Genomic DNA, 26,564 nt, shown 5'->3' with positions numbered 1-26,564 from the left:
TGTTTTGGAGGTGTTTATGAAAATTTATACAAAGACAGGGGATAAGGGACAGACTTCCCTGTATGACGGCACAAGGATTGATAAGGATTCCCTGCGGGTTGAATCTTACGGAACAGTGGATGAACTTAATTCATCCATCGGATTTGCTTCAAAATTCGTTGATGATGAGAAAATCAGGGAACAGCTTTTAAAAATTCAGATAAGACTGTTTTTTACAGCCGGAGAGCTGGCGACCGTAGAGGAAGGGATATATAAGTACAAAGTAAGGGAAGAAGACATTACTGCCCTTGAAAACATCATAGACGAATATCTGCCAAAGATCAGCGGGGCTGACAAGTTTATAGTTCCCGGTTCATCAAAGGCTGCAGCGGCTCTTCATGTTTCCAGGACCATTTGCAGGAGAGCGGAAAGAAGGATTCTTACCTTGAAGAAAAATGAAGAGGTAAGCGACACGCTGGTGAAGTTCGTCAACAGGCTTTCAGACGTTTTGTACACCTACGCCAGGTATCTTGAAAGCGAGCTTACCATAATGGATTTTGACAAATATTACAATGAAGGGCTTTAGCTTTGGCCCTTTTTATTTATAAAAATTTAAGATTTAAACTGCTTTACAAAATAAATATTTGTGATATCATATAGCAGTATTGAACTGATTTGGAGGAATTTGAATTGAAGCATTTTTTAAAAGTGTTTTTCATATCGCTGTTTTGTTTCTCTCTGGTCATAGCAGGAGGATTTTACCTGTTGAGCGGAGTTTACGGCGGTAATGCGGACGCTACGGATATATTCAATATTATAGGCATGAACAAGGATGAAAGAGTCAACGTTCTTCTTTTAGGACTGGAGCATGAGCGTTCTGACACCATCATGGTTGCAACATACGATACGAAGACCAAGACGGTGGATGTTATTTCAATTCCCAGGGATACATATGTGGACAGGGACGGTTTTGCCAACAGCGCAAACAACAAGATAAATTCCGTCTACACAGTAAAGGGTATTGAAGGTCTGGAGGAAATGATACAAAGCATTACAGGTATCAAGGTTGATAAATATGTTACAATAGATTACGACGGCGTGAGGGCAGCGGTTGATGCCGTGGGAGGCGTTGAGGTTGATGTGCCTTTTCACATGAGATACACGGACCCATATTCGGATCCGCCGCTTGATATAAACATACCCGCAGGCAAGCAGATCATCAACGGCGACAATGCCATGGAGTTTCTAAGGTTCAGAAAAACCAACTACTCCGGGTATTCAGGCTATGCTGAAGGAGACCTGGGAAGAATAGAGGCACAGCAGGGTTTTGTAAAAGCAGCAATCAAAAAGGCTCTGACTTTCAGGCTTCCAAAGGTTGTGGCAGAGGTTTATCCATATGTTGATACCGACTTTTCCATGGCTGAAGCCACCTCACTGGCTGTTGGAAGCGTGGGACTATCAACTGAAAATGTTAATTTCCACGTGCTTCCGGGAACCACTAAGACAATAAACGGACTGTCATTCTACATCATGGATCAGGCAGCCACCAAGGATCTTGTGTACGGAATATTAGGAATCGAATAAACAAAAAACGCCGCAAGGCGTTTTTTGCTGACAGCTAATATATGTCTTTGTCAGAAGGAGTAGATTTGTTCATGAGCATCTGTTCGCCCATACGCACCATTTCTCTGACACTTAATCCGTTGACGATAGCAGGGTACATGGCTGTTGAATTGACATTCAGTGTTGGAATGCCAAGTTCATTGGATATTTCCATTTTCAAGCTGTTAATGGCCTGCTGCGCTTCCGGGACAACCAATTTATTTCTGCTGCTCATTTTTACAGCCCCTTTCATTGAAGCTATGATAATATTATTGTCTCTTATGCAAAAATTAAACTGATAATAATTTCAAAAAAATATAAAATACGACATTAAAAATGTTTCAGCATTGTGAGATCACACAGTCTCATTCACCAATATATTAGCTCCCTCTGGTCGCATATATTGGGAATTCGTTGTGAGTGACCTACCGCTATTTTTCAGAAAAAACACTCTGAAAAATAGGGTTAGGGCATCTTTCGCTGACTCAAGGATGACAGGTTGTTATTGTAAATAGTTTTGGAAAACAGAATCTTCCTATTTAATATTATATACAATAAAAAATGAGCAGGTTTTCTGCTCATTTTTGTTATCTTGGAACTGTTATGGGAGTCTCTAAATCCCACAGCCAGTCTTTGTCATGTCTGCAATGTCGTCTGCCGATTGCTCCGAGAACTTCCTCACACCTGTCTCCTCTTTCTCCGAGGACTTCATCATGATGCCTTCTGCCGCCTGTTCCCAATACTTCGCCGCAGCAGGTTCTGCCGCCTGTTCCCAGTACGCCCTGGCATCTTCCGGTTCCGTCTATGCATCCGGGTCCACGAAGAGCAATCCTGAGTATTCCGGAATCTCCAAGCACTCTATCATCTCTGAATCTTTTTGATCTACGACACATTAAATAACACCTTATTCTGTTTTATTTTGAGCCAAGCTCATTATTATCATATTCCCGTGTCCTAAAAACGTTACGTCATTTAAAAAAATCAATCAACAAATTTTACGTTGAACTCCTCCATCCAAAGGTTCAGCTGTATGAAGTATGCAATGAGCTGAGGCCCTGTCATAAGCTGACCGTACCAAGGTTTTGTAAATGATTTTCCGCCTGATGCAACTATTTCAGAAACCCTACTTTTGTCAATGAGTTGGTATATGGGGGCGCTTTTGTTGGAAAGTATCTCAGTCATCCGGCTTCTGACGGCATTGGTGTAGTCCTGGTGATGGGTCTTTGGATAGGGGCTTTTCTTCCTGTCGATGATGTCATCGGGCATTGTTCCACGCAGCGCTTCACGCAGCAGTCCTTTTTCCCTGCCGTTGTAAAATTTCAACTGATTTGGAATGTTGAAGGCATATTCCACTATTCGATAGTCCGCAAAGGGAACCCTGACTTCCAGGCTGTTGGCCATGCTCATGCGGTCCTTGCGGTTTAAAAGCGTCATCATGAACCACTTGATGTTCAGATAAAACAATTCTCTCATCCTGGTTTCTTCTTTCGGTTCACTGGAAAGCTTCGGAACCCTTCTTATGGTATCCGCATAAGCCTGGTTCACATATTCCTCCATGGGTAGGTCCGCAAAATCCCTGCTTAGTATTTCGCGCCTTTCCCTGGTAGATTTGGACCAGGGGAATGTGTCTGCATTGATGTCTTCTGTTCTGGTGAACCATGGGTACCCGCCGAAAAGCTCATCTGCACATTCTCCTGAAAGCGCTACGGTTTGATTTTTTCTTATTTCTCTGCAAAACAACAGAAGGGAGGAGTCAATGTCAGCCATGCCGGGAAGGTCATTGGCTTTCACAGCATCGTCAAGAGCCCTTACAAGGTCCAGGTTGTCAAGAATGACAGTGTTGTGGCTGCTTTTTATGAATTCGGACATTCTGAGTGCAAAAATCTGGTCGGAGGTGGGCTGAAACAAGCTGGCCTGAAAAAATTTGTCGTTGTCCTTGTAATCAATGGAGTAGGTGGGGAGAGTCCCGCGGTTGGTTCTTCCGTAGTAGTCTGCTGCGATTGCAGAAATAGCGCTGGAGTCAAGTCCACCAGACAGAAAAGTACAAACGGGTACATCGGAAATAAGCTGTCTTTCAACTGCATCCGTCAAAAGATTTCTTACTGTTGATTTCGTCCCTTCAAAGTCTTCCTCATGTTCTCTCGCTTCCAGTTTCCAGTACTCCCTAAGATTCACGGTTCCGTCTTTGAACGTCAAGCAGTGTGCCGGGGGAATCTCTCTTATATCCCTGAAAACCCCCTTGCCGGGTGAGCGGGCTGGTCCCAGTCCCAGAATTTCCATGATTCCTTCCCTGTTTACAATAGGCTCCACAAGAGGGTGGGCAAGAAGAGCCTTAATCTGAGATGCAAACAGAAGGCTGCTTCCTTTTAAACTGTAAAACAGCGGCTTGACTCCCAGGTGATCTCTTGCCAGAAACAGGCTTTTGTTCTTTTCATCCCATATGCCGAATGCAAAAATACCGTTGATGCGGCTTAAACATTCCTCGCCCCACTCAATGAACGAAACAAGCAGCACCTCTGTATCGGAATACGAACGGAAGCTGTAGCCTTTGGAAAGAAGCTGGCTTCTCACATCCTCGGTGTTGTACAGTTCGCCGTTGTACACGATCACATACCTGTTTTCATCGGTTTGTCTTATCATCGGCTGTGCCCCGCCTTCTGCATCTATGATTACAAGCCGCCTGTGCCCCAATACTATGTTGTCATCAGCATATGATCCGGAATTGTCCGGCCCCCTTTTTTCAAGACTGTCGGTCATTTTTTCCACAAGTGCCCGGCTGTCGTATATTTTTTCCTCAGTGTTTATCCATCCTGCTATGCCGCACATATAATGCCTCCTTTTTATAACATAAAACATTATTATGTAATTACGTCTTTATTGTTCCACGGATTCATCATTTAATGACAAAAAAAGGGCTGCTGCATTAAGTGTATTACTGTCATCCTGAGCGTTAGCGAAGGATCTCATATGTTGAAATGATGAGATTCCTCGGGCTAAAACCATCAGAATGATACGATAATTATCACTAATGCAACAACCCTTTAATGGAGGCACTATTGAAATTTTAATTTTATGTTTTTCGCTATCAGATCAATAATTTCCTCGGTGGTTACTATTTTTTTGTTCTCTGATGATGAAAGTTCAAACAAATCCTTTGTTACAGCCCCGCTGTCTATAGTGTCCCTGCATGCTTGTTCCAGACTGTCGCAGAACTTAACAAGGTCCTGGTTTGCATCAAGCTCGCCTCGTTTTCTCAAGGCTCCGGTCCAAGCGAAGATAATTGCTATGGGGTTTGTTGAAGTGCTTTCTCCTTTCAGATGCCTGTAGTAATGCTGCTTAACAGTTCCGTGGGACGCTTCGTATTCATGGGAACCGTCCGGAGAAACCAGCACTGATGTCATCAGTGCAAGGCTTCCGTATCCCGTTGCCACCATGTCGCTCATTACATCGCCGTCATAGTTCTTGCACGCCCAGATTATACCGCCCTCGGACTTGATTATTCTTGAAACTGCATCGTCTATGAGCGTGTATGTGTAGTCTATGCCTGCATTTTCAAACTGTTTTTTATATTTGTCCCAATACTCCTCAAACACTTCCTTGAACTTGTTGTCGTAAGCCTTGACAACCGTGTCCTTTGTGGCAAACATGAGATTGCACTTTTCCTCCAGGGCATGCATGAAACATGACCTGGCAAAGCCTCTGATGGAGGAATCCAGGTTGTACTCTCCCATCACTATGCCGTCTTCCTCAAAATTGAAGATGGTGGTTCTTTTTTCACGGCCGTCTTTGGACGTAAGGACTATTTCAGCCCTGGTTCCAGCTTCCACATCCATGCTTGTGGATGTGTACACATCGCCGTATGAATGTCTGGCAATGGTGATTGGCTTTTTCCATCTTGGAATCAGCGGGGTGATTGTGCAAAATGTAATGGGTTTTCTGAACACTGTGCCGTCAAGTATTTTTCGGATGGTTCCGTTTGGGCTTGCTGACACTGTTTTTAAGCTGTATTCAATTTTTCTGTCTTCGTTGGCAGTTATGGTCGCGCATTTTACGCCAACACCGTGTTTTTTTATGGCATATGCTGCATTTGTTGTGATGCTGTCGTCTGTTTCATCCCTTTTCTTAAGGTGCAGGTCGTAATATTCCGTCTTAAGGTCAATATGAGGGAGCAACAGCTTTTCCTTGACCAAATGCCATATTACACGTGCCATTTCATCTCCGTCCAGTTCCACCAGCGGAGCAGTCATTTTAATTTTTTCCATATAAACCTCTTGTAATTTATTTTACCGTTGCGGATGTTGACCTTAAAGAGTAATCTACAGGTTCTTCTTGTTGTAGTTTATTAGAGAACCGCTTACCAGTATGTCTCTTTCTTTGTCAGTGAGGGCACCAAGTGACAGTGTTATTTTTCTTGGTTCTTCACCCAGGACGTATGCGGTTATCTCATCTGTCTTGTTCATGATGGCTGACCTTATTCCCGGTACGAATATGAAATCATCTTTTTGGATCAAGGACTCGTCATTTATTAAGAAAGGTACAATTCCCCAGTTAAGAAGGTTTGACCTGTATCTTTTTGTCGCATATTCCTTGGCTATGTTAGCCCAGGCTCCCAAAATTCTCTGGCATGAAGCAGCCTGCTCTCTGGCTGAACCGTCTCCCGGCTTGTTGGCGTAAATGGTGCTTCCTATGCCTGTAGCTTTTTCATCTATATTATTGAAGTTTTCGATTTTTCTTATTCTTTCAAAAACCTGCTTCAGTTCTTCATATTCAGCTGACGGCTGTTTTCCTTCCTCACGGGCTGTTTCATAGGCGTGAACCTTCTTTGAATTTTCCACGTAGTCCGGATCTTTTCTGCTTAGCGTAAACTCTGCAAGTCTGATCGGATTTGACCTGTAGGATGAAGTTTCACCTGAAGGAATGAGCTCATCTGTTGTGGTCACCGGGTCTGTGATGTGCGTTACAACCTTTATTACCATGTTGTCGGTCAGTTCAGGCATTGTAGGCCACGGTTTGATGTTTGGTCCGTAAGTCAGTTCAGAAGAAAGGTCTTCGCGGCCCCAGCCGTTGTAAACTCTTTTCTCGTAAATTGAACCATCAAAGTTGTAGTCCATGTCTGTGTAATCCACATCCAGTTCGTCTGCAGCGGTGAGGATTCCTCCGTTAATGGCAGTGGCGGCAATGGATCTTGCGTCCATGAGTGCAACCATTGAAACCTGACCTTCTGTTGGTTTTGAACCGTCCCTGTTGGGGAAGTTTCTAGTTGTATGTCTTATGGAGAATTCGTTGTTTGCCGGTGTGTCTCCTGCGCCAAAGCAAGGACCGCAGAATGCAGGCTTTATTACAGCTCCTGCTTCCATGAGGTCAGCAACAACTCCGTTTTTCACAAGCTCAATGTAAGCCGGTTGGCTTCCTGGATATACGCTCATTGAGAATTTGCCGTTGCCTGTGGATTTTCCCTTCATTATTTCGGCAGCTGCAACGATGTTGTCAAATGTTCCTCCTGCACAGCCTGCAATTATTCCCTGATCCACATAAATGTTGCCGTCAACCAGTTTGCTCATGAGGTCAACTTTTACGTTGTTGGACTCGAATGTCTTCTTGCTTGCTTCCTCTATCTGTGCGAAGATTTCCTTTGCGTTTCTCTTCAGCTCTTCGATTGTATAAACGTTGCTCGGGTGGAACGGAAGAGCAATGGACGGTTTGATCTGGGACAGGTCGACTTCCACCATTCCGTCATACAATGCTATGTTTTTAGGATTAAGCTTGCTGTAATCTTCCTTTCTTCCGTGGATCTCATAGAACTTTTCAACCTTCTCGTCTGTTTCCCAGATAGAGCTCCAGCATGTGGTTTCAGTTGTCATTACGTCTATCCCGTTTCTGTATTCCACAGGAAGGTACTCGATGCCTTCTCCTATGAATTCCATCACCTTGTTTTTTACAAAGTTGTTGTTGTAAACTTCCTTTATTATATTCAAGGCAACGTCGTGAGGACCTACACCGTTTTTAGGCTTGCCTTTGAGGTGGATTGCTATGACTTCCGGGTAGCTTATGTCGTATGTCTGTTCTAAAAGCTGCTTAGCCAGCTCGCCTCCGCCTTCGCCTACAGCCATGGTTCCAAGAGCACCGTACCTGGTGTGACTGTCGGAACCTAAAATCATGTTCCCGCACTTGGCCATCATCTCTCTGTTGTAGGAGTGTATTACAGCCAGATTTGGCGGAACGTAAATACCGCCGTATTTTTGTGCAGAAGAAAGAGCATATTTGTGGTCGTCCTCATTTATTGTTCCTCCTACGGCGCAAAGGCTGTTGTGGCAGTTTGTCATTACATAGGGAAGAGGGAATTTCTTCATGCCGCTGGCAATTGCCGTCTGAGTGATTCCCACATATGTGATGTCATGGGCTGTAATGGAATCAAATTTCAGTTTAAGCTTTTCCATGCTGTCTGAATGGTTGTGGTTTTTGATTATGCCGTAGGAAATGGTGCCTTTTCTGGCTTCGCTTTCATCAAAGGCCTGGCCTTCTTCCTGCATTGTAATTTCATTGAAATCCGCGCCCTTGGTAAAGACTTTTCTTCCTTTGAGCACAAGAACATTTTCATCGAAAATATTTATCATTTCATTCCTCCAAATTAGAATAATTTTATTGTTTATTCTTCAAATTAAGTGTATAATACAAATGACATATAGTCTAATATTCGTTTTATTATATTAGGCATAGGAAAAATCTATGTGGAGGAATTTATGAACGATAGAGAGCTTTTGTACATAAAAACCATAGCAGACACAAAGAGCATATCAAAAGCCGCACAGCAGCTGTTCATCGCGCAGCCTTCCTTGAGCCAGGCCATACAGAAGATAGAGGATGAGCTGGGCACAAAACTTTTTGTAAGAAAACACGATGGCATATCCCTTACTCTGGCAGGTGAAAAGTACTGCCTGGCAGCAACGGAAATACTGAACATTTATGATGATTTCAAAAATGAAGTGACATACATCAATGACCTGAAAAGAGGAAGAGTGAAAATCGGTATAACCGGTTTCATGGGAACATACCTGCTGCCGAAGCTGCTTCCTTTGTTTATGGAGAAGTTCCCCAATATTGAAATATATGTGATGGAGATGAATTCCACAGTTCTTGAGAAATCCCTCCTTGACGGATCAATTGACTTTGCCATCATGCACAGTCACCCCCTTAAGCATAATGAGCCCATAGACCATGAATTTCTGTACAAGGATCCTTTCATGATCGTTACAAAAAAGAATCATCCGCTGTCCCAGTTTGCAAAAAAGGACGACAGCCTGCCATACCCTTCTATTGACCTCAAACATTTCAAGGATGAAAAGTTCATCCTGTTGGAAAAGGACAAAAGAATCAGGCAGGTGTGCGACATAATATTTCATATTGCAGGAATAAATCCTGATGTGTGCCTTACGCTAAAAAGCTATGAAAGCGCCAGAAGAATCGCAAGCACCGGGTACGGGATAACGCTTGTCCCTCTTCAGTACCTTAATATTTTCAAAGGTGAGTACGAAGCTGATTATTACTTCATTGAAGACAACGAATATGCGTTTTGGGACACGTGCATAGCAACCAGCCCCAACATGTATCTGTCAAAGGCATCAAAAGTGTTCATCAATCTTATTCGTGAATACTTCAGCCAGGAGCAGCCCATATAATTAAATATCACGGAGGTTTTATGTACAGAGAATCATTTTCAGTGCCATGTTCCATAATAAGAGGAGGAACGAGCAAGGGTGTATTTTTCCTTGAAAATTCACTGCCGCCTGCAGGACAGATGCGGGACAATATTATCCTAAGCGCATTTGGAAGTCCTGACTCAAGGCAGATAGACGGACTGGGAGGGGCAAATTCCCTGACCAGCAAGGTGTGCATCATAGGCCCATCACAGAGGGAAGACGCAGATGTGGATTATACGTACGGTCAGGTCAGCCTGGACAAAGCCATGATCGACTGGGAAGGAAACTGCGGCAACATGGTATCCGCTGTGGGTATTTTTGCTGTGCAGAACAATCTTCTAAAACCGGTGGAGCCTTTTACGGTTGTGAGAATCTACAACACAAACAGCAGCAAGATCATTCACGTGACCTATCCTGTGAGGGACGGACTTGTTTTGTCTCAAGGAGATTATGCCATACCGGGAGTACCTGGAACCGGGGCCAAACTCAAGGTCGAGTTTTTCGATCCGGCGGGGTCTGTTACAAAGAAGCTGCTGCCTACGGGAAATACAAAGGACGTAATTAACTTAAACGAAAAGGGAAGCTACACAGTATCCATTGTGGATTCGGGAAATCCGGTCATATTTGTAAAGGCTGAAGACTTGAGCCTCAAGGGATACGAACTTCCGGCACAGATTGAAGGCACGCCTGGGGTGCTGGACATTCTTGAGGAAATAAGAAGCATCTGCGCCGAGCTTACAGGTATTGTAGCTGACAGAAGTATGGCTACGGCTAAGAGTCCGGCGTATCCTAAGATATGCATCGTTTCCAAGCCGCAGGATTACACAGGAACAGAGAACAGACAGGTAAGAGCTGAGGATGTTGACTTGCTGGCCAGAATGGCAGCTCTTCAGAAAATTCACAAGACTTTTGCAGTTACTGCAGCCGTATGCACCGGAGCCGCAGCAAAAATAGAAGGAACCATAGTGAACCAATTGATCAGCCAAAGGGCAAAAGAATCAGAAACGTTGGTAATCGGCCATCCTTACGGCCCTATGGAAGTGACGGTTCACATGGAGAACGGACACATAATCAAGGAGGGAATCTACCGGACAGCAAGGAAAATCATGGACGGAAGTGTCTTTATACCTCATACAAAACTAGGGGTATAGGCTGCGCCTATGGAAGATATATTTATTACGTATTTGCGAACATAATACTATTCAACTATAATTGTATACAAGATTGTATACAATTTTTTTCTTTGAAGCGACATAATTTTAATTTTGGACGTGCTGTATGAATGAAATAATTAAACTTGCGGAATATATTTCCGAGTTCAATCTTGATAAGGTGCCTCAAAATGTTTTGGAGACAACCAAAATATGCGTGCTTGATTCATTTGCCGCAGCTGTGGGTGCATCGCAGGATGAGACAATCAAAGGAATAATCGAGGAATATCAAAAGATTTACAGAAACGACAATGGAATTTATGTCTGGGGCCACGAAGTAAGGCTGCCGGTTGTGCAGGCTGCTTTTATAAATGCAATGATGGGACACAAGCTGGAGCTTGACGATGTGCATACGGGTTCAAAAACGCATATCGGAACGGTTGTTGTTCCCACGGCATTATGTTTGGCCCAGCAGCTGAACTCTTCAGGAAAAGATTTTCTGGAAGCAGTGATTTGCGGATATGAAGTGATGTCAAGAATAGGAATGGGTTTTGGAGTTTCAAGCCACCGCAACAAGGGCTGGCATGTTACATCCACGGCAGGTACATTCGGGGCAGCGGCCGCAGCGGCTAAACTGATGAAGCTAAGTGTGGAAGAAACCGCACACGCTTTGGGAATGGCCGGTACACAGTCCTTCGGCCTTTGGGCTTTTCTGGAGGACAGTGCTAGTTCAAAGATTCTGCATCCTGCCAGGGCAGCAGCAAGCGGCATAGAAGCCTGCTTTTTAGCCAAGGCCGGAATGACAGGACCTGTGAGCATACTGAGTGCCAGAGACGGAAGCCTTTTCAGGGCTATGTCGGATGAATACGATCTTACTCTTGTTACGAAGGATTTGGGCACTGTTTATGAAATTTTAAATGTAGACAACAAGCCTTATCCATGTTGCAGAAGCACTCACTGTGCCATTGATTCTGCGTTGAAGCTAAGGGAAAACCACAGCATCAGCGCCGACGACGTTAAAAAGGTTGTGATTGACACATATCTTGTAGGATACAAACAGTGCGGGCTCACAGAAGGCAGCAGAAATCCCAAAACTCCCACTGAGGCCAAATTCTCCACTCCATACACCTTTGCAGACGCAATGGTTAACGGCAGTGTAGTGCTTGAACATTTCAGTGAGGATTTCATAAGCGATACAAATATAAAAAAACTGTCAGATAAGGTGGAGGTCAGGGCAGACGACGAATTTACTGCCAGGTATCCCAATCACTGGGGATGCAGGACGACCGTGACGCTCAAGGATGGAAGCAGCTTATCTGTTGAAGTTCAGGATGCCACAGGCAGCGTATGCAGCCCTGTTTCTGAAAATGACATTAAAAGTAAGGCAGCGCCTCTTTTAAGAGTTGCTTATGATGAAAACAACGTAATTGATAAAATACTTGACATTGAAAAACAGACGGACATGTCATTGAATATGTACTTAAACAACTAGCGGGAGGCTGCAGTGGAAAAAATCACGGTTCCATACGGAAACAGTTTTCAGGAAGCAACAGTGCCTGAAGGTATAAGTGTTGAGACCATTGACTTATCAGCCGGCGATTACATCGAAGACGAGGAAGCAATCCTAAAAAATGCAATGGATAATCCTGTAGGTTCTTTGAAGCTGGAGGATATGATAAAAAAGGATGACAAAGTTCTGATAGTCGTCAATGACCATACAAGGCCGGGACCCAACAAACTCATTGTCCATGAAATAATAGGACGAATTGCCGACAAGGTAACTGATTTGAAACAAATCAAATTTATAGTTGCAACCGGCAGCCACAGAAAGACCACTCCGGAAGAAATAAACAGTATAGTCGGGGAAGATGTGGCAAAAATATTTGAAGTGCTTGTTCATCAGTGCAAGGACAAGGAAGACCTGGCATACATGGGAGAATCGCTGTACGGCGTTCCGGTCCATGTGAACAAAGCTCTAAAAGAATGCACATTCTGCATTGTTACGGGACTAATAGCACCTCACCACTCCGCCGGATACAGCGGAGGAAGAAAAAGCATAGTTCCGGGACTGGCTGGATTTGAAACACTTAAAATCCACCATTCTTTGCCGATAAGGCCGTATGATCCCGCCATGGGATTTATATATGGTAATCCGTTTCACGAAGTTGCATTGGACATAGCCAAAAAGGTAAATGTAAGGTTCATGGTCAATGCAGTTCAGAATCCCCACAAGCAAAACATTGCTTTTGTGGCAGGAGACTTGGTTGAAGCGCATAAAAAAGGAGTTGATATATGTAAGGGGGTCAGTGAAGTAATAATATCTGAAAAAGCAGATATTGTTGTTATCAGTCCCGGCGGATATCCGAGGGATAGGAATCTCTATCAATCTCAAAAAGCGCTGTCCGTTGCTGAAAAGATTGGTAATCCGGATTGTATCTTCATTCTTACAGCTGAATGCAAGGATGGGTATGGGGAAGGAGTTTTGAAGGAATGGCTTTCCGAAGCACACAACCCTCAGGAAGTTGTTGATAGATTCAAAGCTGAAGGTTACGATGTGGGAAGCAACAAGGCTTTTATGTATGCAAGAGCCATGCTCAAGGGGAGAATAATTGTTGTTTCAGATCACCTGAACAAAGAGGAGCTTCATGTAATGATGATGGGAGGAGCTCCTAGTCTGCAGCAAGCACTAGATTCGGCAATTAAAGAGAAAATGCCAAACAAAATTTTAGTCTTGCCTAATGCAGTGAACATAATTCCTACAATATTAAAAGGAGAATAATAATGAAAAAGAGATTTTTACTAACAGTAATGGCATTGGTGCTGTCACTTTCCATAATGGGATGCAGCAAGAAGGAAGCTGCGCCGTCAAACGATCCGGCAGCTCCACAGGCTTGGAAATTTGAAAGACCGATTGAAATAGTTATACCGTTCGGACCCGGAAGCGGAACCGATACTACAATAAGAGCATGGGCTCCATTGATGGAAAAAGAACTTGGAACAACTATAAACATCAACAACGTTGCAGGTGCCGGCGGAGTTCAGGGTGCTGAATTCTTCGTTAACCAGCCTGCAGACGGATACACTTTTGCAATGTACACACCTTCACATATAATAGCTGCTGTTGACGGAACAGCATCATTTGACATACTGAATGATACAATGCAGGTTGTAAGACTTGTTCAGGACTCAAACATCATATTGGCTGGAAAGAATGTTCCATACAACAACCTTGAAGAGTTGATTGCATACGCTAAAGCTAACCCTGGCAAGAAACCTACACTGGGAATGATGTCAATCAACGGTATAGACGGAGCTGCTGCTCAGCAACTGTTTGATGAAGCCGGAATCGAAGTTCAGTTCATACCATACGCAAGCGGTGCTGAAGCAAATGCTGCAATAATGGGCGGACACACAGACATGGTTCTTACAAGCCCATTTGATGGAAATGCTTACCTGAAGTCAGGCGATATGAAAGCTATCGTATTGCTGGCTGAAGAAAGAGCAACAAATCTTCCTGACGTACAGTGCACAGGCGAACTTGGAATCGAAGCTTACATCGGACCTTGGAGAGGTATAGTTGCAGCAAAGGGAACACCACAGGAAGCTATAGACGCTTTGGAAGCTGCAGCAGTTAAAGTTAATGAAATGCAAGAATGGAATGACTGGAAAGCATCAGTTGGTTTGAACGACAGACCTGGCTTTGCTACTCAGGAAGAATTCAAGACACTTTGGTTTGAATATTATGAAACTATGAAGGAACTCAGAGGCAAATAATAATTAGATAGCAATATAACCTTCTTGGACGGCTTTGATACTTAAATCTAAGAAGGTTATATTTCTGAATAACACTTATTAACAAAATATGTAATAAAATTTTTAAAATTTAAAAGGAGTGAAAAGTTTAATGGCCTTGGAATTATTGTTTAACTTAGGTTTAGCGGTATTTTTCATTTATTGTTACTTTTATGTGGGCTCAACTGTGCCCCAATCAGCGCCGGGAACATTAGGAGGCGGACAGTGGTCACAGCTTCTGCTGGTGCTGCTGGTTATCAGCTTGTTGGTGAATGCTTATAAAATCGTGAGAAACAGCAACGGTAACATAAGCTTCAAATTTAATTTCAACTTGAAAAAATTCGTGACAAACAAGATGTTCATAGGAAGCGTAATTATGCTTGTATATTCATATGTGCTGGATAAAATAGGCTTCCTTGTTGGTTCTGTAATATTGTTTTTACTTTATTCACGTCTTCTGGGCGAAAAGAGAATCAGGGTATTGCTGCTGTCATCCGTAGGATGTGTAATACTTCTGTACCTGATCTTTGACGTTGTGCTGGGCATAATGCTTCCTAGAGGAACAGGAATATTCAGAACATTGGCATTGTTCATAGAACAGTATATTTAGGGAGGAAAAAATGGAATTAATCAAATTGGGTATGCAAGTGGTACTTGTTCCACAAACACTTTTGCTTATATTATTTGGTACTATAATAGGCGTAATATTTGGTGCTCTTCCCGGCGTAAGTGCTTCAATGGCTGTTGTACTGGGACTCACATTCACCTACGGGCTTGATCCTGTTACATCAATCGCGTTTTTGGTAGCGGTTTACTGTGCTGCAATAACAGGAGGCGGAATAACTGCCATCCTATTTAAAATACCTGGAACACCTTCAAGTGCTCCTACAACTTTTGACGGACATCCTATGGCGCAAAACGGCCAGCCAATGAGAGCCCTGAGCATTGCGCTCATCTGTTCGGCATTGGGCGGTTTGTTCGCAGCATTTGCAATGTTTTTAATAAGCCCTCAGCTTTCATCGGCTGCACTTAAGTTCGGTCCTTCAGAGCTGTTTGCAATATCATTCATGGGACTTTCTGTTCTTACAGCCCTTGATGAAGGAAATGTATTAAAAACTCTGATTTCAGGTCTTCTGGGACTTTGGCTCGCAACTGTGGGAATGGACCCAATCGAAGGTATTGCCAGATTCACATGGGGAAATTCAACATTGCTTTCCGGTATAGAAATGATACCTGTTATGATAGGTATGTTTGCTATCACTCAGATACTGAAGGAAACTAAGGACAGAAGCAAGCTGGAAAGCCTTGAAGGCGTAGACAACAAAAAAGTTAACGATAAGCTGGTATCTTTCAAAGAGCTTTGGGCTATGAAGGACACTATTACAAAATCAGGAATCCTGGGAACAGTAGTAGGTATTCTTCCTGGAGCCGGTGCAACAATTGCTGCTTTCTTAAGCTACACTGCAGAAGTAAAGACATCTAAACATCCTGAAACATTTGGAAAAGGCGAGCCAAGAGGTATTGCTGCTTCAGAAACTGCAAACAACGCAGCAACAGGCGGTTCAATGGTTCCTCTGCTTTCACTGGGAATACCAGGAGGTAATGCTGCAGCCATCATGATGTCAGCTCTTGTAATGAAGGGCGTTCAGATGGGACCGTTGCTGCTTCAAACTCAGCCGCAATACATGGGCAGCGTGTTCGTTTCAATGATCATCACAAACATTGCAATGGTATTCGTTTCACTGGCTGTTGCTAAAATATTCGGAAAGATTCTTGGAATTCCTTACAGCATACTGGGTACAGTAATAATCCTTCTGGCTGTAATCGGAAGCTACGCTTTACAGAATACAACCGGTAACGTAGTTCTCATGATCATTGCCGGTATAATAGGATATGCATTTGCTGAATTCGGATTCAACAACGCAGCTCTGATACTTGGACTGGTTCTTGGAACAATGGTTGAATCTAACTTAAGAAGAGCAATAATGATCGAGCAGGGAGACATTGCTGCTGTGTTTACAAAACCTATAACTGCAGTATTGATGATAGTAAGTGCTATATCATTGCTGTGGCCGGTTGTTGGACCAATGATCATGAAAAAGAAGCGCAATGCTTAATAGGATAAAATATAGAATATTACAATTAAAAATATAGAGAATAACCGACTTGGGAATGCTTTCGAAGGTGGATGATGATAAATTTTTTATTGACAATAACAGCAGGAACAGCGGCCGGATACGTGCTTTCAAAGTTTAAGGTTCCGGGCGGTATGATGATCGGAAGCATTGCCGGGGCAGCGGCGCTAAACATTGCCACGGGCATGGCATACATGCCCTATGTGGGCAGGTTGGCGGCCCAGATCATAGCCGGGGCTTTCATCGGTGTCGGTTTGGAAAAAAGCGACCTGGCAAGGCTTAAGACAATCTATAAGCCAGCATCAGCCTTGCTTTTAGGTATGCTAATATTAAACATAATATCCGGATTTCTGATTTACAGAAGCAGCAGCCTGGACCTTACAACCTCTCTTATGAGTGCTGTACCGGGCGGTATAAGCGACATTCCCATAATCAGCGAAGAAATGGGTGCTGATTCCGCCAGTGTGGCGCTGCTTCAGTTTGTCAGGCTGGTTTTCGGCCTTGGCGTTTTTCCGTCTATGATATCTAAAGTATCAAACTGGAAGATGTTCAGGCAAAAAAGCCAGACAGAAATATATAAAAGAACAGTCAGCAATGACAACAGTGCGAAGCATATGCTTCTTACGCTGGCTGTGGCAGGTGTCTTCGGCACCATAGGGAAGATTTCGGGAATGCCTTCAGCTGCACTTGTATTTTCAATGGTCAGTGTTATAATATTTAAGTTGACCACAGGAAAGGCATGCATGCCCAGATCCATGAGGCGTTTTGCCCAGGTGCTGGCAGGGTGTTATATAGGCAGCAGTTTTACGATGAATGATGCAATGGAACTTAAAAATCTTGTTGTACCGTCATTGATTCTTCTGGCAGGCTACTTTGGTGCATGTTTCATCATAGGGAACATTCTGAACAAAAAGTACAGCATCCCCATTGATGAGGCAATGCTGGCCACAACGCCGGCTGGTGCTTCCGACATGGCCCTCATTTCTGCAGAAATCGGAATAGAAAGTTCGGATGTAATAGTGCTGCAGATAATAAGAATGATATCTGCTGTGTCTGTATTTCCGCAGGTAATAAGATTAATAGTAGCATTAGCGACATAATAAGGAGTATTATGAATAATCACGAGTATTGCATTTACATCAGCAAATTAGCATTGAAAGCAATTTTGTATGAGGTTTCGGCAACTCCTAAGCCGGGGCTGGTGGACAGAAATAATTCAGGCGCTCACAAGGACATGGACTTTTTTACATTCCTGGATTCAAGCGTCGCCTTGAGCGATTATTTCTACAGATGTGCAGAGGAAGCAATGTCATTTGATGGTGAAGGTTATTCAGAACTTTTGAGAAAATTGAGACCAATAGGCAAGCATGCAGAAATTGCAATGTTTGATGCAACATGCGGCATTAATACACATAAGGGTATAATTTTTTCGGCAGGCTTCATAGCAGCTGCTGCGGGTCTTCTTTTTAAAAAATATAAAAAAACAAGCATTTCAGCCGTGGAAATATCAGAAGCCGTAAAACTTATGGCAAGGGATGTATCGGAGGAATTAAAAGACGCCGAAAATAAAGACAAATTGACCTACGGGGAAAGGCTGTACAAAAAATTCGGTGCAAAAGGAATACGAGGAGAAGTGGAAAATGGTTTTGCCACTGCCCTTGAGTATTCACTGCCTGCCCTGAAGGAACTGCTTGCTAAGAAAGTCAGCGTCAACGATGCACTTGTTCATGTGCTTCTCATCCTCATATCCAGGACAGAAGACAGTAACATACTTGGGAGGCACAATAAAGAGATGCTTGAGTATGCAAGGAAATCTGCCCATGACGCCTTAAGGCATGGGGGCTGCCTGACTGAAAAAGGAAGAAAGACTGTTGAAGAAATGGACAGAGACTTCATAGAAAGAAACATAAGCCCGGGGGGCTCAGCCGACCTGGTAGCGGTTACGCTTCTTTTGTATCTCATTGAAAACGGCGGTTTAATATAAGGAGAGACATATGTACGGCAAAAACGTGGAAATCAGAACAGTCAATTTGAAAAACAGAGCAGAACGCAGCGAGGTTGATGAATTTCTGAAACAGCAGGAACTGCTTCTTGAAAAGGATGTTGAATTCACTCTTGCAATATATGAGGACGATAAAATAATCGGGACAGGGTCAATTACAGGAAATGTGCTGAAATGCATAGCCATCGATCCGGAATTTCAGGGTGAAGGTTTTTCAAACAAACTGGTTTCAATGCTGTTAAGCGAACAATATCAAAGAGGAAATTCACACCTGTTCATTTTTACCAAGCCGAAGAACAGTAAGATGTTCCAGGACTTTGGATTTAAGGAAATCACATCCGTTGACGGCCAGGTTACTCTTCTCGAGAACAATCCGAGAGGAATAGAAGATTACACTTCAAGGCTCAAGAGCCAAAGGCGCGATGGGAAAATTGTGTCAGGCCTTGTGATGAACTGCAACCCGTTTACTTTTGGACACCAATACCTTATTGAGACAGCTTCAGCAAACAGCGATGTCGTTCACATATTCGTTGTGTGGGAAGACCGGTCCGTATTTCCCAGCAATGTACGGTACAGGCTTGTAAAGGAAGGAACAAAACACCTGAAAAATGTGTTTGTGCACAGGGGAGAAAACTACATAATCTCAAATTCCACTTTCCCGTCTTACTTTTTGAAGGAAAAAAATTCGATAGTAAGTATCCATGCCAAACTGGATGTGAAGATTTTTGGCGAATTCATCGCACCGGCGCTTGGAATAAACAGAAGGTATGTGGGACAGGAGCTTTCAGACCCCGTTACAAAGGAATACAACACGGTAATGATTGAAACGCTCAGGGATTACAATATTGAAGTGATAGAAATAGAAAGAAAAAAAATACATGAAGCTGCTGTAAGTGCTTCAAGGGTAAGAGAACTCATAAGAAACGGCGAGATTGAAAAAGTCAGACACTTGGTTCCGCAGACAACTTACGAATTTTTGATTTCGGAAGAAGCCGGGCCCATTGTTGAAAAAATAATAAATGACAAAAAATAGATGCAAGGAGGCAACAAATGGAGATTAAGAAAGTTGGAGTTGCAGGTACTGTTGAGTCCAGTGATATAAATATTGTCATAGAACCTTCAGATAAACAGGGTATTGAAATCATACTGCAAAGCACTGTAATGAAACTGTTTGGAAGACAAATATGCAATGTCATCGAAGAAACACTCAAAAACGAAGGTGTCGAAAGCGCTGTGGTAAGAGCAGTGGATAAGGGCGCCATAGATTTTGTCATAAAGGCAAGAACACTGACAGCCTTGTACAGGGCTGCAGAAAAAAATGAATATGCATGGGGGGAGAAGTAAATGGTTAAATTACGAAGAACAATGATGTACGTTACCGGAAACAATCCCGCCAACATTATGGATGCTCACCTTTACGGTTCGGACTCCATAATGTTTGACCTGGAGGATTCTGTTTCGCTGAAGGAAAAAGATTCTGCCAGGTTCTTGGTGTATAATGCCTTAACAACCATGGATTACGGCGATGTGGAGACTGTTGTAAGAATAAACGGCCTTGACACACCTTTCGGCAGAGCTGACCTGGAGGCAATGGTTAAGGCTCAGCCTGACATCATAAGGCTTCCTAAGACCGAAAAAAAAGAAGATGTAATAGAGGTTGAAAACATAATTGCGGAAATAGAGGAAAGAATCGGTCTAGAAGTTGGAAGCACAAAAATAATGGCTGCCGTAGAGAGTCCTCTTGGAATAATGAACGCTTATGAAATAGCTACGGCAAGCAAGAGGCTTGTGGCCATAGCCATTGGAGCAGAGGATTTTGTGACCAGCATGAAGACAACCAGATCACCGGAAGGAATCGAGCTTCTGGCAGCAAGAAGCAACCTGCTGATGGCAGCCAGAGCTGCAGGAATCTATGCCCTGGACACTGTGTACTCAAACATAAAGGATGATGAAGGATTCCTTGAAGAAGTAAAATTGATCAAGCAGCTTGGTTTTGACGGCAAGTCTGTAATTCACCCGAGACAGATCGGCATGGTTCACAAAGTGTTTGCACCTACTGAAAAGGAAATAAAGTATGCCGTAAGAGTTTTAGATGCCATTAAGGAAGCAGAAGAAAAAGGCAGCGGAGTAATAGCTTTAGACGGCAAGATGATAGACATTCCAATTGTCGAAAGAGCATACAGAGTGCTTGAACTGGCAAAGGCATCCGGAATTTACAGGGAGGAAGAGTAAAATGATAAATGGTGTAGGAAGAGAAATTCCAACTTATATTGAAGGAATCGGTGACATAAAACCTTATGATAGACCATTCAGCGTAGTACCTGAAGGAAGCAAGGCAGGAAGCAGGCTGAAAAGACCTTTGCCCCACAAGGACAAGATCATCGGCTCAATCGAAGATGCCATTAAAGCTACCGGACTGAAGGACGGAATGACTGTATCGTTTCACCATCACTTCAGAAACGGAGACTTTATAATAAACATGGTTATCGATGCGGCTGCAAAAATGGGCATTAAGAACCTTCGCATAGCGCCAAGCTCCCTGGGAACATGCCACGGTCCATTGATAGATCATATTAAGAACGGAGTTATCACAAGAATAGAAAGCAGCGGAATCAGAGAACCTCTGGGCACTGCCATATCAGAAGGAATAATGGAAAATCCGGTTATCTTAAGGTCTCACGGAGGAAGAGCAAGAGCTGTTGAATCAGGTGAGCTGAAAATAGACGTTGCATTTCTTGGAGTTCCTGCTTGTGACAGCTATGGAAATGCCAATGGATTTTCAGGCAAATCCGCCTGCGGCTCTTTGGGATATGCAATGATAGATGCCAAATATGCTGACCAGGTGGTGCTCATCACAGATAACCTGGTTGATTATCCGTGCCTTCCTGCCAGCATAAACCAGACTCAGGTGGATTTTGTTGTTCAGGTTGACGCTGTGGGAGACCCCAAAGGAATCGTTTCAGGTGTAATTAGAAATACCAGCAATCCAAGAGACCTTCTGATTGCAGAAAATGCAGTAAAGGCAATTATGGCATCAGGTTACTTCAAGAACGGCTTTTCATATCAGACCGGTGCAGCAGGTTCTTCTCTGGCTGTTACAGGCTTCTTAAGGGAAAAGATGCTGGAGCACAACATAAAGGGAAGCTTCGGACTTGGAGGAATAACCTCACAGCTGGTTCAGCTCCTGGAGGAAGGACTGCTGGAAGGACTTTTCGATACGCAGTGCTTTGACCTGGTTGCTGCTGAATCAATGGGAAGAAACGCTAAGCACTTTGAAGTGGATGCAGGTTTTTATGCAAATCCGCACAATTCAGGATGTCTTGTGAACAATCTTGACATACTGATGCTGGGGGCACTGGAAATTGATACTGACTTCAACGTGAATGTGGTTTCAAAATCCGACGGGTCCATAAGCCAGGCTGTAGGCGGACACCAGGATACTGCAGCAGGGGCAAGACTGGCTGTTATTCTTGCTCCGCTGGTAAGAAGCAGAAACCCAATCATCGTGGACAAGGTAAAGACTGTATGCACTCCGGGAGAAACCATTGATGTTGTTGTAACGGATTACGGCATAGCAGTGAACCCATTGAGACAGGACTTGATAGAAAACTTCGGAAAAGCAGGCCTTAAGACACTCACCATAAACGAACTTAAGGACATAGCAGAAAAATTAACCGGAATACCTGAAAAAATAGAGTTTGACGACAAGATTGTAGGTGTAGTACAATACAGAGACGGATCGGTTATTGATGTAATAAGAAAAGTAAAATAGACTATGGAGTAAATATGATAGATATTAATTCTGACGTAAAAACAATGATTGACATACTTGACTCGAGGGAAGCAAGAGCTAAGAAGCAACTGGAGCTTCTTGAAAGATACCCGTATACATTAATCTCATTTACCTTGAATACGCCAGGATCGGTGAAAAGCTCAGGACTGTATACCGATATTCACAAGGAGGGCATTCACCACCTTTTGAAGGTATTAAATGCCACAAAGGTTGATATCATTCATATTGAAACACTTGATAAGCCAACCGGACGAGAGGGCTTTGTATCAATAGACCTTGACCCTGGACAGACAAAAAAAATAGTCACGGAAATTGAGGAAACCCATTACCTGGGGAGAATTTTTGATTTCGATGTGTTTGACCGCTACCACAATCAGATAAATAGGCCGGCGCTTGGCTTAAAGCCAAGACGATGCCTTCTTTGCAGCGAAGAAGCCCTGACATGCATAAGGATGAAAAACCACAGCTATGAAGAGCTGGCGGCTAAGGTGGAAGAAATCGGAACCACGTACTTCAAGCTTAAGGACAATGATAGTACAAAACCGAAGATTTCAATGAGCGAACAGGTGTATGAGAACATAAAGAAGGAGATTCTGGATAACAGGCTCAAGCCCGGGGAGAAGCTGGTTGAAGAAAACCTGGCCAGGGAAAACAATGTTAGCAGGACTCCTGTGAGAGAAGCTCTGAAGCAGCTGGACCAGGACGGTCTCATAACCTATTTTCCCAGAAGGGGATACTTTGTAAGCCAGATTTCCATGAAGGATATGCAGGAACTTTATGATGTGAGAGAAGTCCTTGAAGGATTGGCCATAAAGCGCATATGCCTGGACATTGACGAGAAGGGAATAAAGGCTTTGGAAAACATCATCTCAAGCATGGACGCTGCAATTGTGAACAACGACTATGCAGCAATGGAAAGGCTCCACAGCAAGTGGACTGAAGCAACCCTTGAAATGACCGGCAATGATCTGCTTAAGAGTTACCTGATGGCAGTGACCAAAAATTTGAGCAGACTTCGTAAAATTTCGCTGCACAGGCCCTTGCAGACCATCGATGCCTACAGGGAGACCAAGGACATAATGAATGCAATCTTGAATAACAATCCGGAAGAAAGCGAAAGGCTTGCAAGGCTTCACGTTCGAAACGCTAAAAACAGGTTTGAAAAAAACCTCATAGGACTATAAAAAGAGTTGCTTAAGGCAACTCTTTAATTATGTTTTATTGCATGTCATTCTGAGGGCGCAGCCCGAAGAATCTCATAGTTTAAACTTTATGATATCCTTCGCTGACGCTTAGGATACAATTAAATAGTCATTGGAATAAAGGCGTTGCGCAGCAACTCTTTTTTTTATCTGTTGTAGTTTTCATAGGATTCCTTGAATTTTTCGCTTATTGATTTTTTTCTGCAGTTTTCGCAGAGGTTTTCAGGGTCTTTTTCTTCCAGCTTTTTACTGATAAATTCAAGCGCCTGTTTTGTGGTGTACGGCTTGCCGCAGCGTTCGCATCTTACCAGGTTGAAGTCCTTGTTCCAGATTGTTCTTGTTTCTCCTCCATTCTTCATTTTTATGGACCCTGTCGGGCACACTTCGGCGCAGGCACCGCATCCGATGCAGTCCATGGAGAAATCGTCATAGGGTGTTGAAACCTTTTTTGTTGTTCCTCTGTTCACCAAGGAAATGGCACTGGTTCCCATCTTTTCGCAAGCTTTTACACATAGGCCGCACAAGATGCAGTCTTCGCTGCTTTTTGCGTCAGTAAATCTTTCGGGAACAGTTACGCCGTATTGTTCTGCCAAGCATTTTATATAATCGTTGTTGGGGGTTTTCATCAGAAGAAGCAGGATGATGTCTTTTCGAATCTTTTTAATCCTATCGCTGCCTGTGACAACCTCAAGCCCGTTCTTTATGGGAAAAACGCAGGATGAAACGACTTTTGATCTCTTGTCCTCTACCACTTCAACCATGCACAGCCTGCAGCGGCCCTGTCCTTCGAAACCTGTCTTGTGGCAGAGGTTTGGAATATCCACATTGTTTCTCTTTGCCACGTCAAGGAGTGTTTCTCCGGGAAAACCTTCATAATACTGTCCATCTATTTTAATGTTCATTCTGCACCTCCAATTACAACTGCTCCCGACGGGCATACGGAAAAGCATGTTCCGCACTTGATGCACAAAGACGGATCAATCTCGTGTGGAGCTTTCAAACCACCGCTTATGGCTCCTGTTGGGCAGTTCTTTTTACATAAGCCGCAGCCTACGCATGCGTCCCTGTTTATGGAATAGGAGGTGAGGTTTTTGCACACGCCCGCGCTGCACTTGTGGTTTACGATGTGGTCCAGGTATTCGTTCCTGAAATATTTCAAGGTAGTCATTACAGGATTGGGAGCAGTCTTTCCAAGACCGCATAGTGATGCTTCCTGGATTGTCACGCTTAAACTTTCAAGCAGGTCAAGATCTTCAATCTTTCCCTGACCCTTGGTGATGTTGTTCAGTATCTTAAGCATTGTGCTGATGCCTTCGCGGCAGGTGGTGCATTTGCCACAGGATTCCTCGGACAAAAATTCCATGTAGTACCTGGCCAGTTCAACCATGCAGGTGGTATCATCCATTACAATCACTCCGCCTGAGCCCATCATTGAACCTATTGCGCTTAATGAGTCAAAGTCCATTGGCACATCCAGATATTCACCTGGAATACACCCGCCTGACGGACCACCGGTCTGAACTGCCTTGAAAGGTCTGTCCTTTATTATGCCGCCTCCGATATCAAAAACAAGTTCCTTCAGCTTGGTTCCCATTGGAATTTCCACAAGCCCTGTGTTCTTGACCTTTCCCACCAGGGAGAATACCTTTGTTCCGGAATTTTTTTCCCTGCCTATGCTTTTAAACCAGTCGGACCCGTTCATGATTATAGGAGGAATGTTTGCCCATGTTTCAACGTTATTTAAAACAGTTGGCTGGTCCCACAGACCTTTTTCAACGCTTCTGATATACTTGGCCCTGGGTTCGCCTACGTTTCCTTCAATGGAAGCCATAAGGGCGCTAGATTCGCCGCACACAAAGGCACCTCCGCCTCTTACGATCTCAAGGTCAAAGTTAAATCCGCTTCCGAGGATGTTTTTTCCCAGTAAACTGTGCTGCCTTGCAGAATCTATGGCAGTCTGCATGTTCTTTCTTGCCAGCTGGTACTCATCCCTTATGTAGAGAAATCCTCTGTTTGAATTTATTGCATAACCGCAGATTATCATGCCTTCAATTACTGTGTGGGGGTCGCCTTCCATGACGCTTCTGTCCATGAAGGCACCTGGGTCACCTTCATCGCCGTTGCATACCACATATTTGGGAAAGTTGTCAAACTTGAAGCATGTTCTCCATTTGCTTCCTGTGGGAAATCCGGCTCCGCCTCTGCCTCTTAAGCCTGAAGCTTCAACTTCTGATATGATTTCATCTGGAGTCATGGAAAACAATGATATTTCCAGAGCCTTGTATCCGCCGCGCTCCTTGTAGTCTTCCAGACTTGTAGGGTCTATTTCGCCTATGTTTCTTAAGGCAATCTTGTTCTGATGCTTGTAAAAGGAGGCATCCTTGTGCGACACAATCCGTTTTTTTTCATTGGTGTCAAAATACAGCAGCTTGTCTATGATTTCACCGTTTTTAATGGTTTTTTCCACAATGTCATCAACATCGGATTCCTTCACCTTGAAATATGAAATTTCATCTGGCATAATTTTCACCACAGGACCTTTTTCGCAAAGACCGTTGCAGCCTGTGGACTTGACCAGGGGAACCACGTCCGTGTCCTGATCTTTCAATTTTTCCACAAAACGTGTATAAACACTGTAGCTGTTGTTTGCCAGGCATCCTGTTCCGCAGCACACCAGTATTTTCCTTTTTTCACTGTTCATGGGATGCCCTCCTGTATTCGTCGATGACGGATTTGACCTTGTCTCTGGTCATTTTGCCGTAATACTTGTCGTCTATTACCATTACGGGAGCCAGGGCACAGGCTCCAAGACAGTTTACTATCTCTATGGAAAACAAACCATCCTCCGTAGTTTCTCCGGGAGAGATGTCAAGAAGCTCAGCCACTTCATCTATGAGCATGTTGGCTCCTCTTATGTGGCAGGCTGTTCCGTTGCAGACCTTAATTATGTGTTTTCCCTTTGCTTTTAGGCTCAAAGCCTTGTAAAATGTCGCCATGCTGTATATTTCGCTGACTGGAAGTCTTAGGTAGTCTGCTACCAGTTGCATTACTTCTCTTGGAATGTATCCGTAGTGCTTTTGGACATCCTGCAAGATGGCCAGGGTAAATCTTTTCTCACAGGGATACTTTCTCAATAATACATCAAGTTCGTTTGATTCCATAATGTCGATGCTAGAATCAATCATAATATCACCTTCGTCAAAAATTTCAG

Annotated in this window: 24 protein-coding genes; 16 read left to right on the top strand and 8 right to left on the bottom strand. The window is 43.6% G+C overall.

The window, feature by feature from the left end:
• The first annotated feature begins 16 nt into the window (after positions 1–16).
• Positions 17–565 carry a cob(I)yrinic acid a,c-diamide adenosyltransferase gene (locus tag AAGU76_RS04065; protein ID WP_342484162.1) on the top strand — a complete coding sequence of 183 codons (549 nt, stop codon included), beginning with the start codon at positions 17–19 and terminating at the stop codon, positions 563–565.
• A 104-nt stretch (positions 566–669) separates the two neighbouring features.
• The gene (locus AAGU76_RS04060; RefSeq protein ID WP_342484161.1) at positions 670–1,563 is read left to right on the top strand and encodes an LCP family protein; all 894 of its coding nucleotides are present in this window, start codon (positions 670–672) and stop codon (positions 1,561–1,563) included.
• 34 nt (positions 1,564–1,597) lie between these two features.
• Here AAGU76_RS04060 and AAGU76_RS04055 read toward each other — a convergent pair whose 3' ends face one another.
• The 5 genes from AAGU76_RS04055 to AAGU76_RS04035 form a co-directional block, all read right to left on the bottom strand.
• Positions 1,598–1,816: a small, acid-soluble spore protein, alpha/beta type gene (locus AAGU76_RS04055; protein ID WP_342484160.1), complete on the bottom strand. Its 219-nt coding sequence runs from the start codon at positions 1,814–1,816 to the stop codon at positions 1,598–1,600.
• 352 nt (positions 1,817–2,168) lie between these two features.
• Entirely contained in the window at positions 2,169–2,474 is a 306-nt protein-coding gene (locus AAGU76_RS04050; RefSeq protein ID WP_342484159.1) for a hypothetical protein, read from the bottom strand.
• Between the two features lie 88 nt (positions 2,475–2,562).
• On the bottom strand, positions 2,563–4,407 hold the full coding sequence (asnB, locus tag AAGU76_RS04045) for an asparagine synthase (glutamine-hydrolyzing) (RefSeq protein ID WP_342484158.1): 1,845 nt from the start codon (positions 4,405–4,407) through the stop codon (positions 2,563–2,565).
• 227 nt (positions 4,408–4,634) lie between these two features.
• A complete protein-coding gene (locus AAGU76_RS04040) occupies positions 4,635–5,843 on the bottom strand; it encodes an NADP-dependent isocitrate dehydrogenase (RefSeq protein WP_342484157.1) in 1,209 nt (402 codons plus the stop codon).
• Between the two features lie 54 nt (positions 5,844–5,897).
• On the bottom strand, positions 5,898–8,195 hold the full coding sequence (locus AAGU76_RS04035) for a hydratase (protein WP_342484156.1): 2,298 nt from the start codon (positions 8,193–8,195) through the stop codon (positions 5,898–5,900).
• A 126-nt stretch (positions 8,196–8,321) separates the two neighbouring features.
• On the opposite strand from AAGU76_RS04035, the gene AAGU76_RS04030 reads away from it, so the two are divergent.
• The 14 genes from AAGU76_RS04030 to citX all read left to right on the top strand — a co-directional run bounded on the left by AAGU76_RS04030 (position 8,322) and on the right by citX (position 23,335).
• A complete protein-coding gene (locus AAGU76_RS04030; RefSeq protein ID WP_342484155.1) occupies positions 8,322–9,257 on the top strand; it encodes a LysR family transcriptional regulator in 936 nt (311 codons plus the stop codon).
• 20 nt (positions 9,258–9,277) lie between these two features.
• Positions 9,278–10,429 carry a PrpF domain-containing protein gene (locus AAGU76_RS04025; protein ID WP_342484154.1) on the top strand — a complete coding sequence of 384 codons (1,152 nt, stop codon included), beginning with the start codon at positions 9,278–9,280 and terminating at the stop codon, positions 10,427–10,429.
• Between the two features lie 127 nt (positions 10,430–10,556).
• Positions 10,557–11,921, top strand: a complete 1,365-nt coding sequence (locus AAGU76_RS04020) for an MmgE/PrpD family protein (protein ID WP_342484153.1) — start codon at positions 10,557–10,559, stop codon at positions 11,919–11,921.
• A 12-nt stretch (positions 11,922–11,933) separates the two neighbouring features.
• Positions 11,934–13,208 (top strand): nickel-dependent lactate racemase, encoded by a 1,275-nt coding sequence (gene larA / locus AAGU76_RS04015; RefSeq protein ID WP_342484152.1) that lies wholly within the window; start codon positions 11,934–11,936, stop codon positions 13,206–13,208.
• Positions 13,209–13,210: 2 nt separating this feature from the next.
• On the top strand, positions 13,211–14,203 hold the full coding sequence (locus AAGU76_RS04010; RefSeq protein ID WP_342484151.1) for a tripartite tricarboxylate transporter substrate binding protein: 993 nt from the start codon (positions 13,211–13,213) through the stop codon (positions 14,201–14,203).
• A gap of 130 nt (positions 14,204–14,333) precedes the next feature.
• Positions 14,334–14,831 (top strand): tripartite tricarboxylate transporter TctB family protein, encoded by a 498-nt coding sequence (locus AAGU76_RS04005; RefSeq protein WP_342484150.1) that lies wholly within the window; start codon positions 14,334–14,336, stop codon positions 14,829–14,831.
• A 10-nt stretch (positions 14,832–14,841) separates the two neighbouring features.
• Positions 14,842–16,338 carry a tripartite tricarboxylate transporter permease gene (locus tag AAGU76_RS04000; protein WP_342484149.1) on the top strand — a complete coding sequence of 499 codons (1,497 nt, stop codon included), beginning with the start codon at positions 14,842–14,844 and terminating at the stop codon, positions 16,336–16,338.
• A gap of 74 nt (positions 16,339–16,412) precedes the next feature.
• The gene (locus AAGU76_RS03995) at positions 16,413–17,456 is read left to right on the top strand and encodes an AbrB family transcriptional regulator (RefSeq protein WP_342484148.1); all 1,044 of its coding nucleotides are present in this window, start codon (positions 16,413–16,415) and stop codon (positions 17,454–17,456) included.
• A gap of 11 nt (positions 17,457–17,467) precedes the next feature.
• On the top strand, positions 17,468–18,340 hold the full coding sequence (gene citG / locus AAGU76_RS03990; protein ID WP_342484147.1) for a triphosphoribosyl-dephospho-CoA synthase CitG: 873 nt from the start codon (positions 17,468–17,470) through the stop codon (positions 18,338–18,340).
• 10 nt (positions 18,341–18,350) lie between these two features.
• Entirely contained in the window at positions 18,351–19,391 is a 1,041-nt protein-coding gene (citC, locus tag AAGU76_RS03985) for a [citrate (pro-3S)-lyase] ligase (RefSeq protein WP_342484146.1), read from the top strand.
• 17 nt (positions 19,392–19,408) lie between these two features.
• Positions 19,409–19,702, top strand: a complete 294-nt coding sequence (gene citD, locus AAGU76_RS03980) for a citrate lyase acyl carrier protein (protein ID WP_342484145.1) — start codon at positions 19,409–19,411, stop codon at positions 19,700–19,702.
• Complete coding sequence (citE, locus tag AAGU76_RS03975) at positions 19,703–20,590, top strand: citrate (pro-3S)-lyase subunit beta (protein WP_342484144.1); 888 nt, start codon at positions 19,703–19,705, stop codon at positions 20,588–20,590.
• A gap of 1 nt (position 20,591) precedes the next feature.
• Entirely contained in the window at positions 20,592–22,130 is a 1,539-nt protein-coding gene (gene citF, locus AAGU76_RS03970; protein ID WP_342484143.1) for a citrate lyase subunit alpha, read from the top strand.
• A gap of 14 nt (positions 22,131–22,144) precedes the next feature.
• A complete protein-coding gene (gene citX, locus AAGU76_RS03965) occupies positions 22,145–23,335 on the top strand; it encodes a citrate lyase holo-[acyl-carrier protein] synthase (protein ID WP_342484142.1) in 1,191 nt (396 codons plus the stop codon).
• Positions 23,336–23,499: 164 nt separating this feature from the next.
• Here the strand turns inward: citX and AAGU76_RS03960 are convergent, their stop codons facing one another.
• From AAGU76_RS03960 to nuoE, 3 genes are read right to left on the bottom strand one after another with little or no spacing between them, the layout of a single operon-like run.
• A complete protein-coding gene (locus AAGU76_RS03960; RefSeq protein ID WP_342484141.1) occupies positions 23,500–24,255 on the bottom strand; it encodes a 2Fe-2S iron-sulfur cluster-binding protein in 756 nt (251 codons plus the stop codon).
• The gene (locus tag AAGU76_RS03955) at positions 24,252–26,054 is read right to left on the bottom strand and encodes an NADH-quinone oxidoreductase subunit NuoF (RefSeq protein WP_342484140.1); all 1,803 of its coding nucleotides are present in this window, start codon (positions 26,052–26,054) and stop codon (positions 24,252–24,254) included. The genes AAGU76_RS03960 and AAGU76_RS03955 overlap by 4 nt, the downstream gene beginning before the upstream one ends.
• Positions 26,044–26,538 carry an NADH-quinone oxidoreductase subunit NuoE gene (nuoE, locus tag AAGU76_RS03950; RefSeq protein ID WP_342484139.1) on the bottom strand — a complete coding sequence of 165 codons (495 nt, stop codon included), beginning with the start codon at positions 26,536–26,538 and terminating at the stop codon, positions 26,044–26,046. Before nuoE ends, AAGU76_RS03955 begins: the two co-directional genes overlap by 11 nt.
• Positions 26,539–26,564 lie beyond the last annotated feature (26 nt).

The sequence above is a fragment of the Sedimentibacter sp. genome, assembly GCF_038562225.1.
Taxonomy (GTDB): Bacteria; Bacillota; Clostridia; order Tissierellales; family Sedimentibacteraceae; genus Sedimentibacter.
The sequence above is the reverse complement of the archived record's forward strand: the minus strand, read 5'-3'. Positions and strand labels throughout refer to the sequence as shown.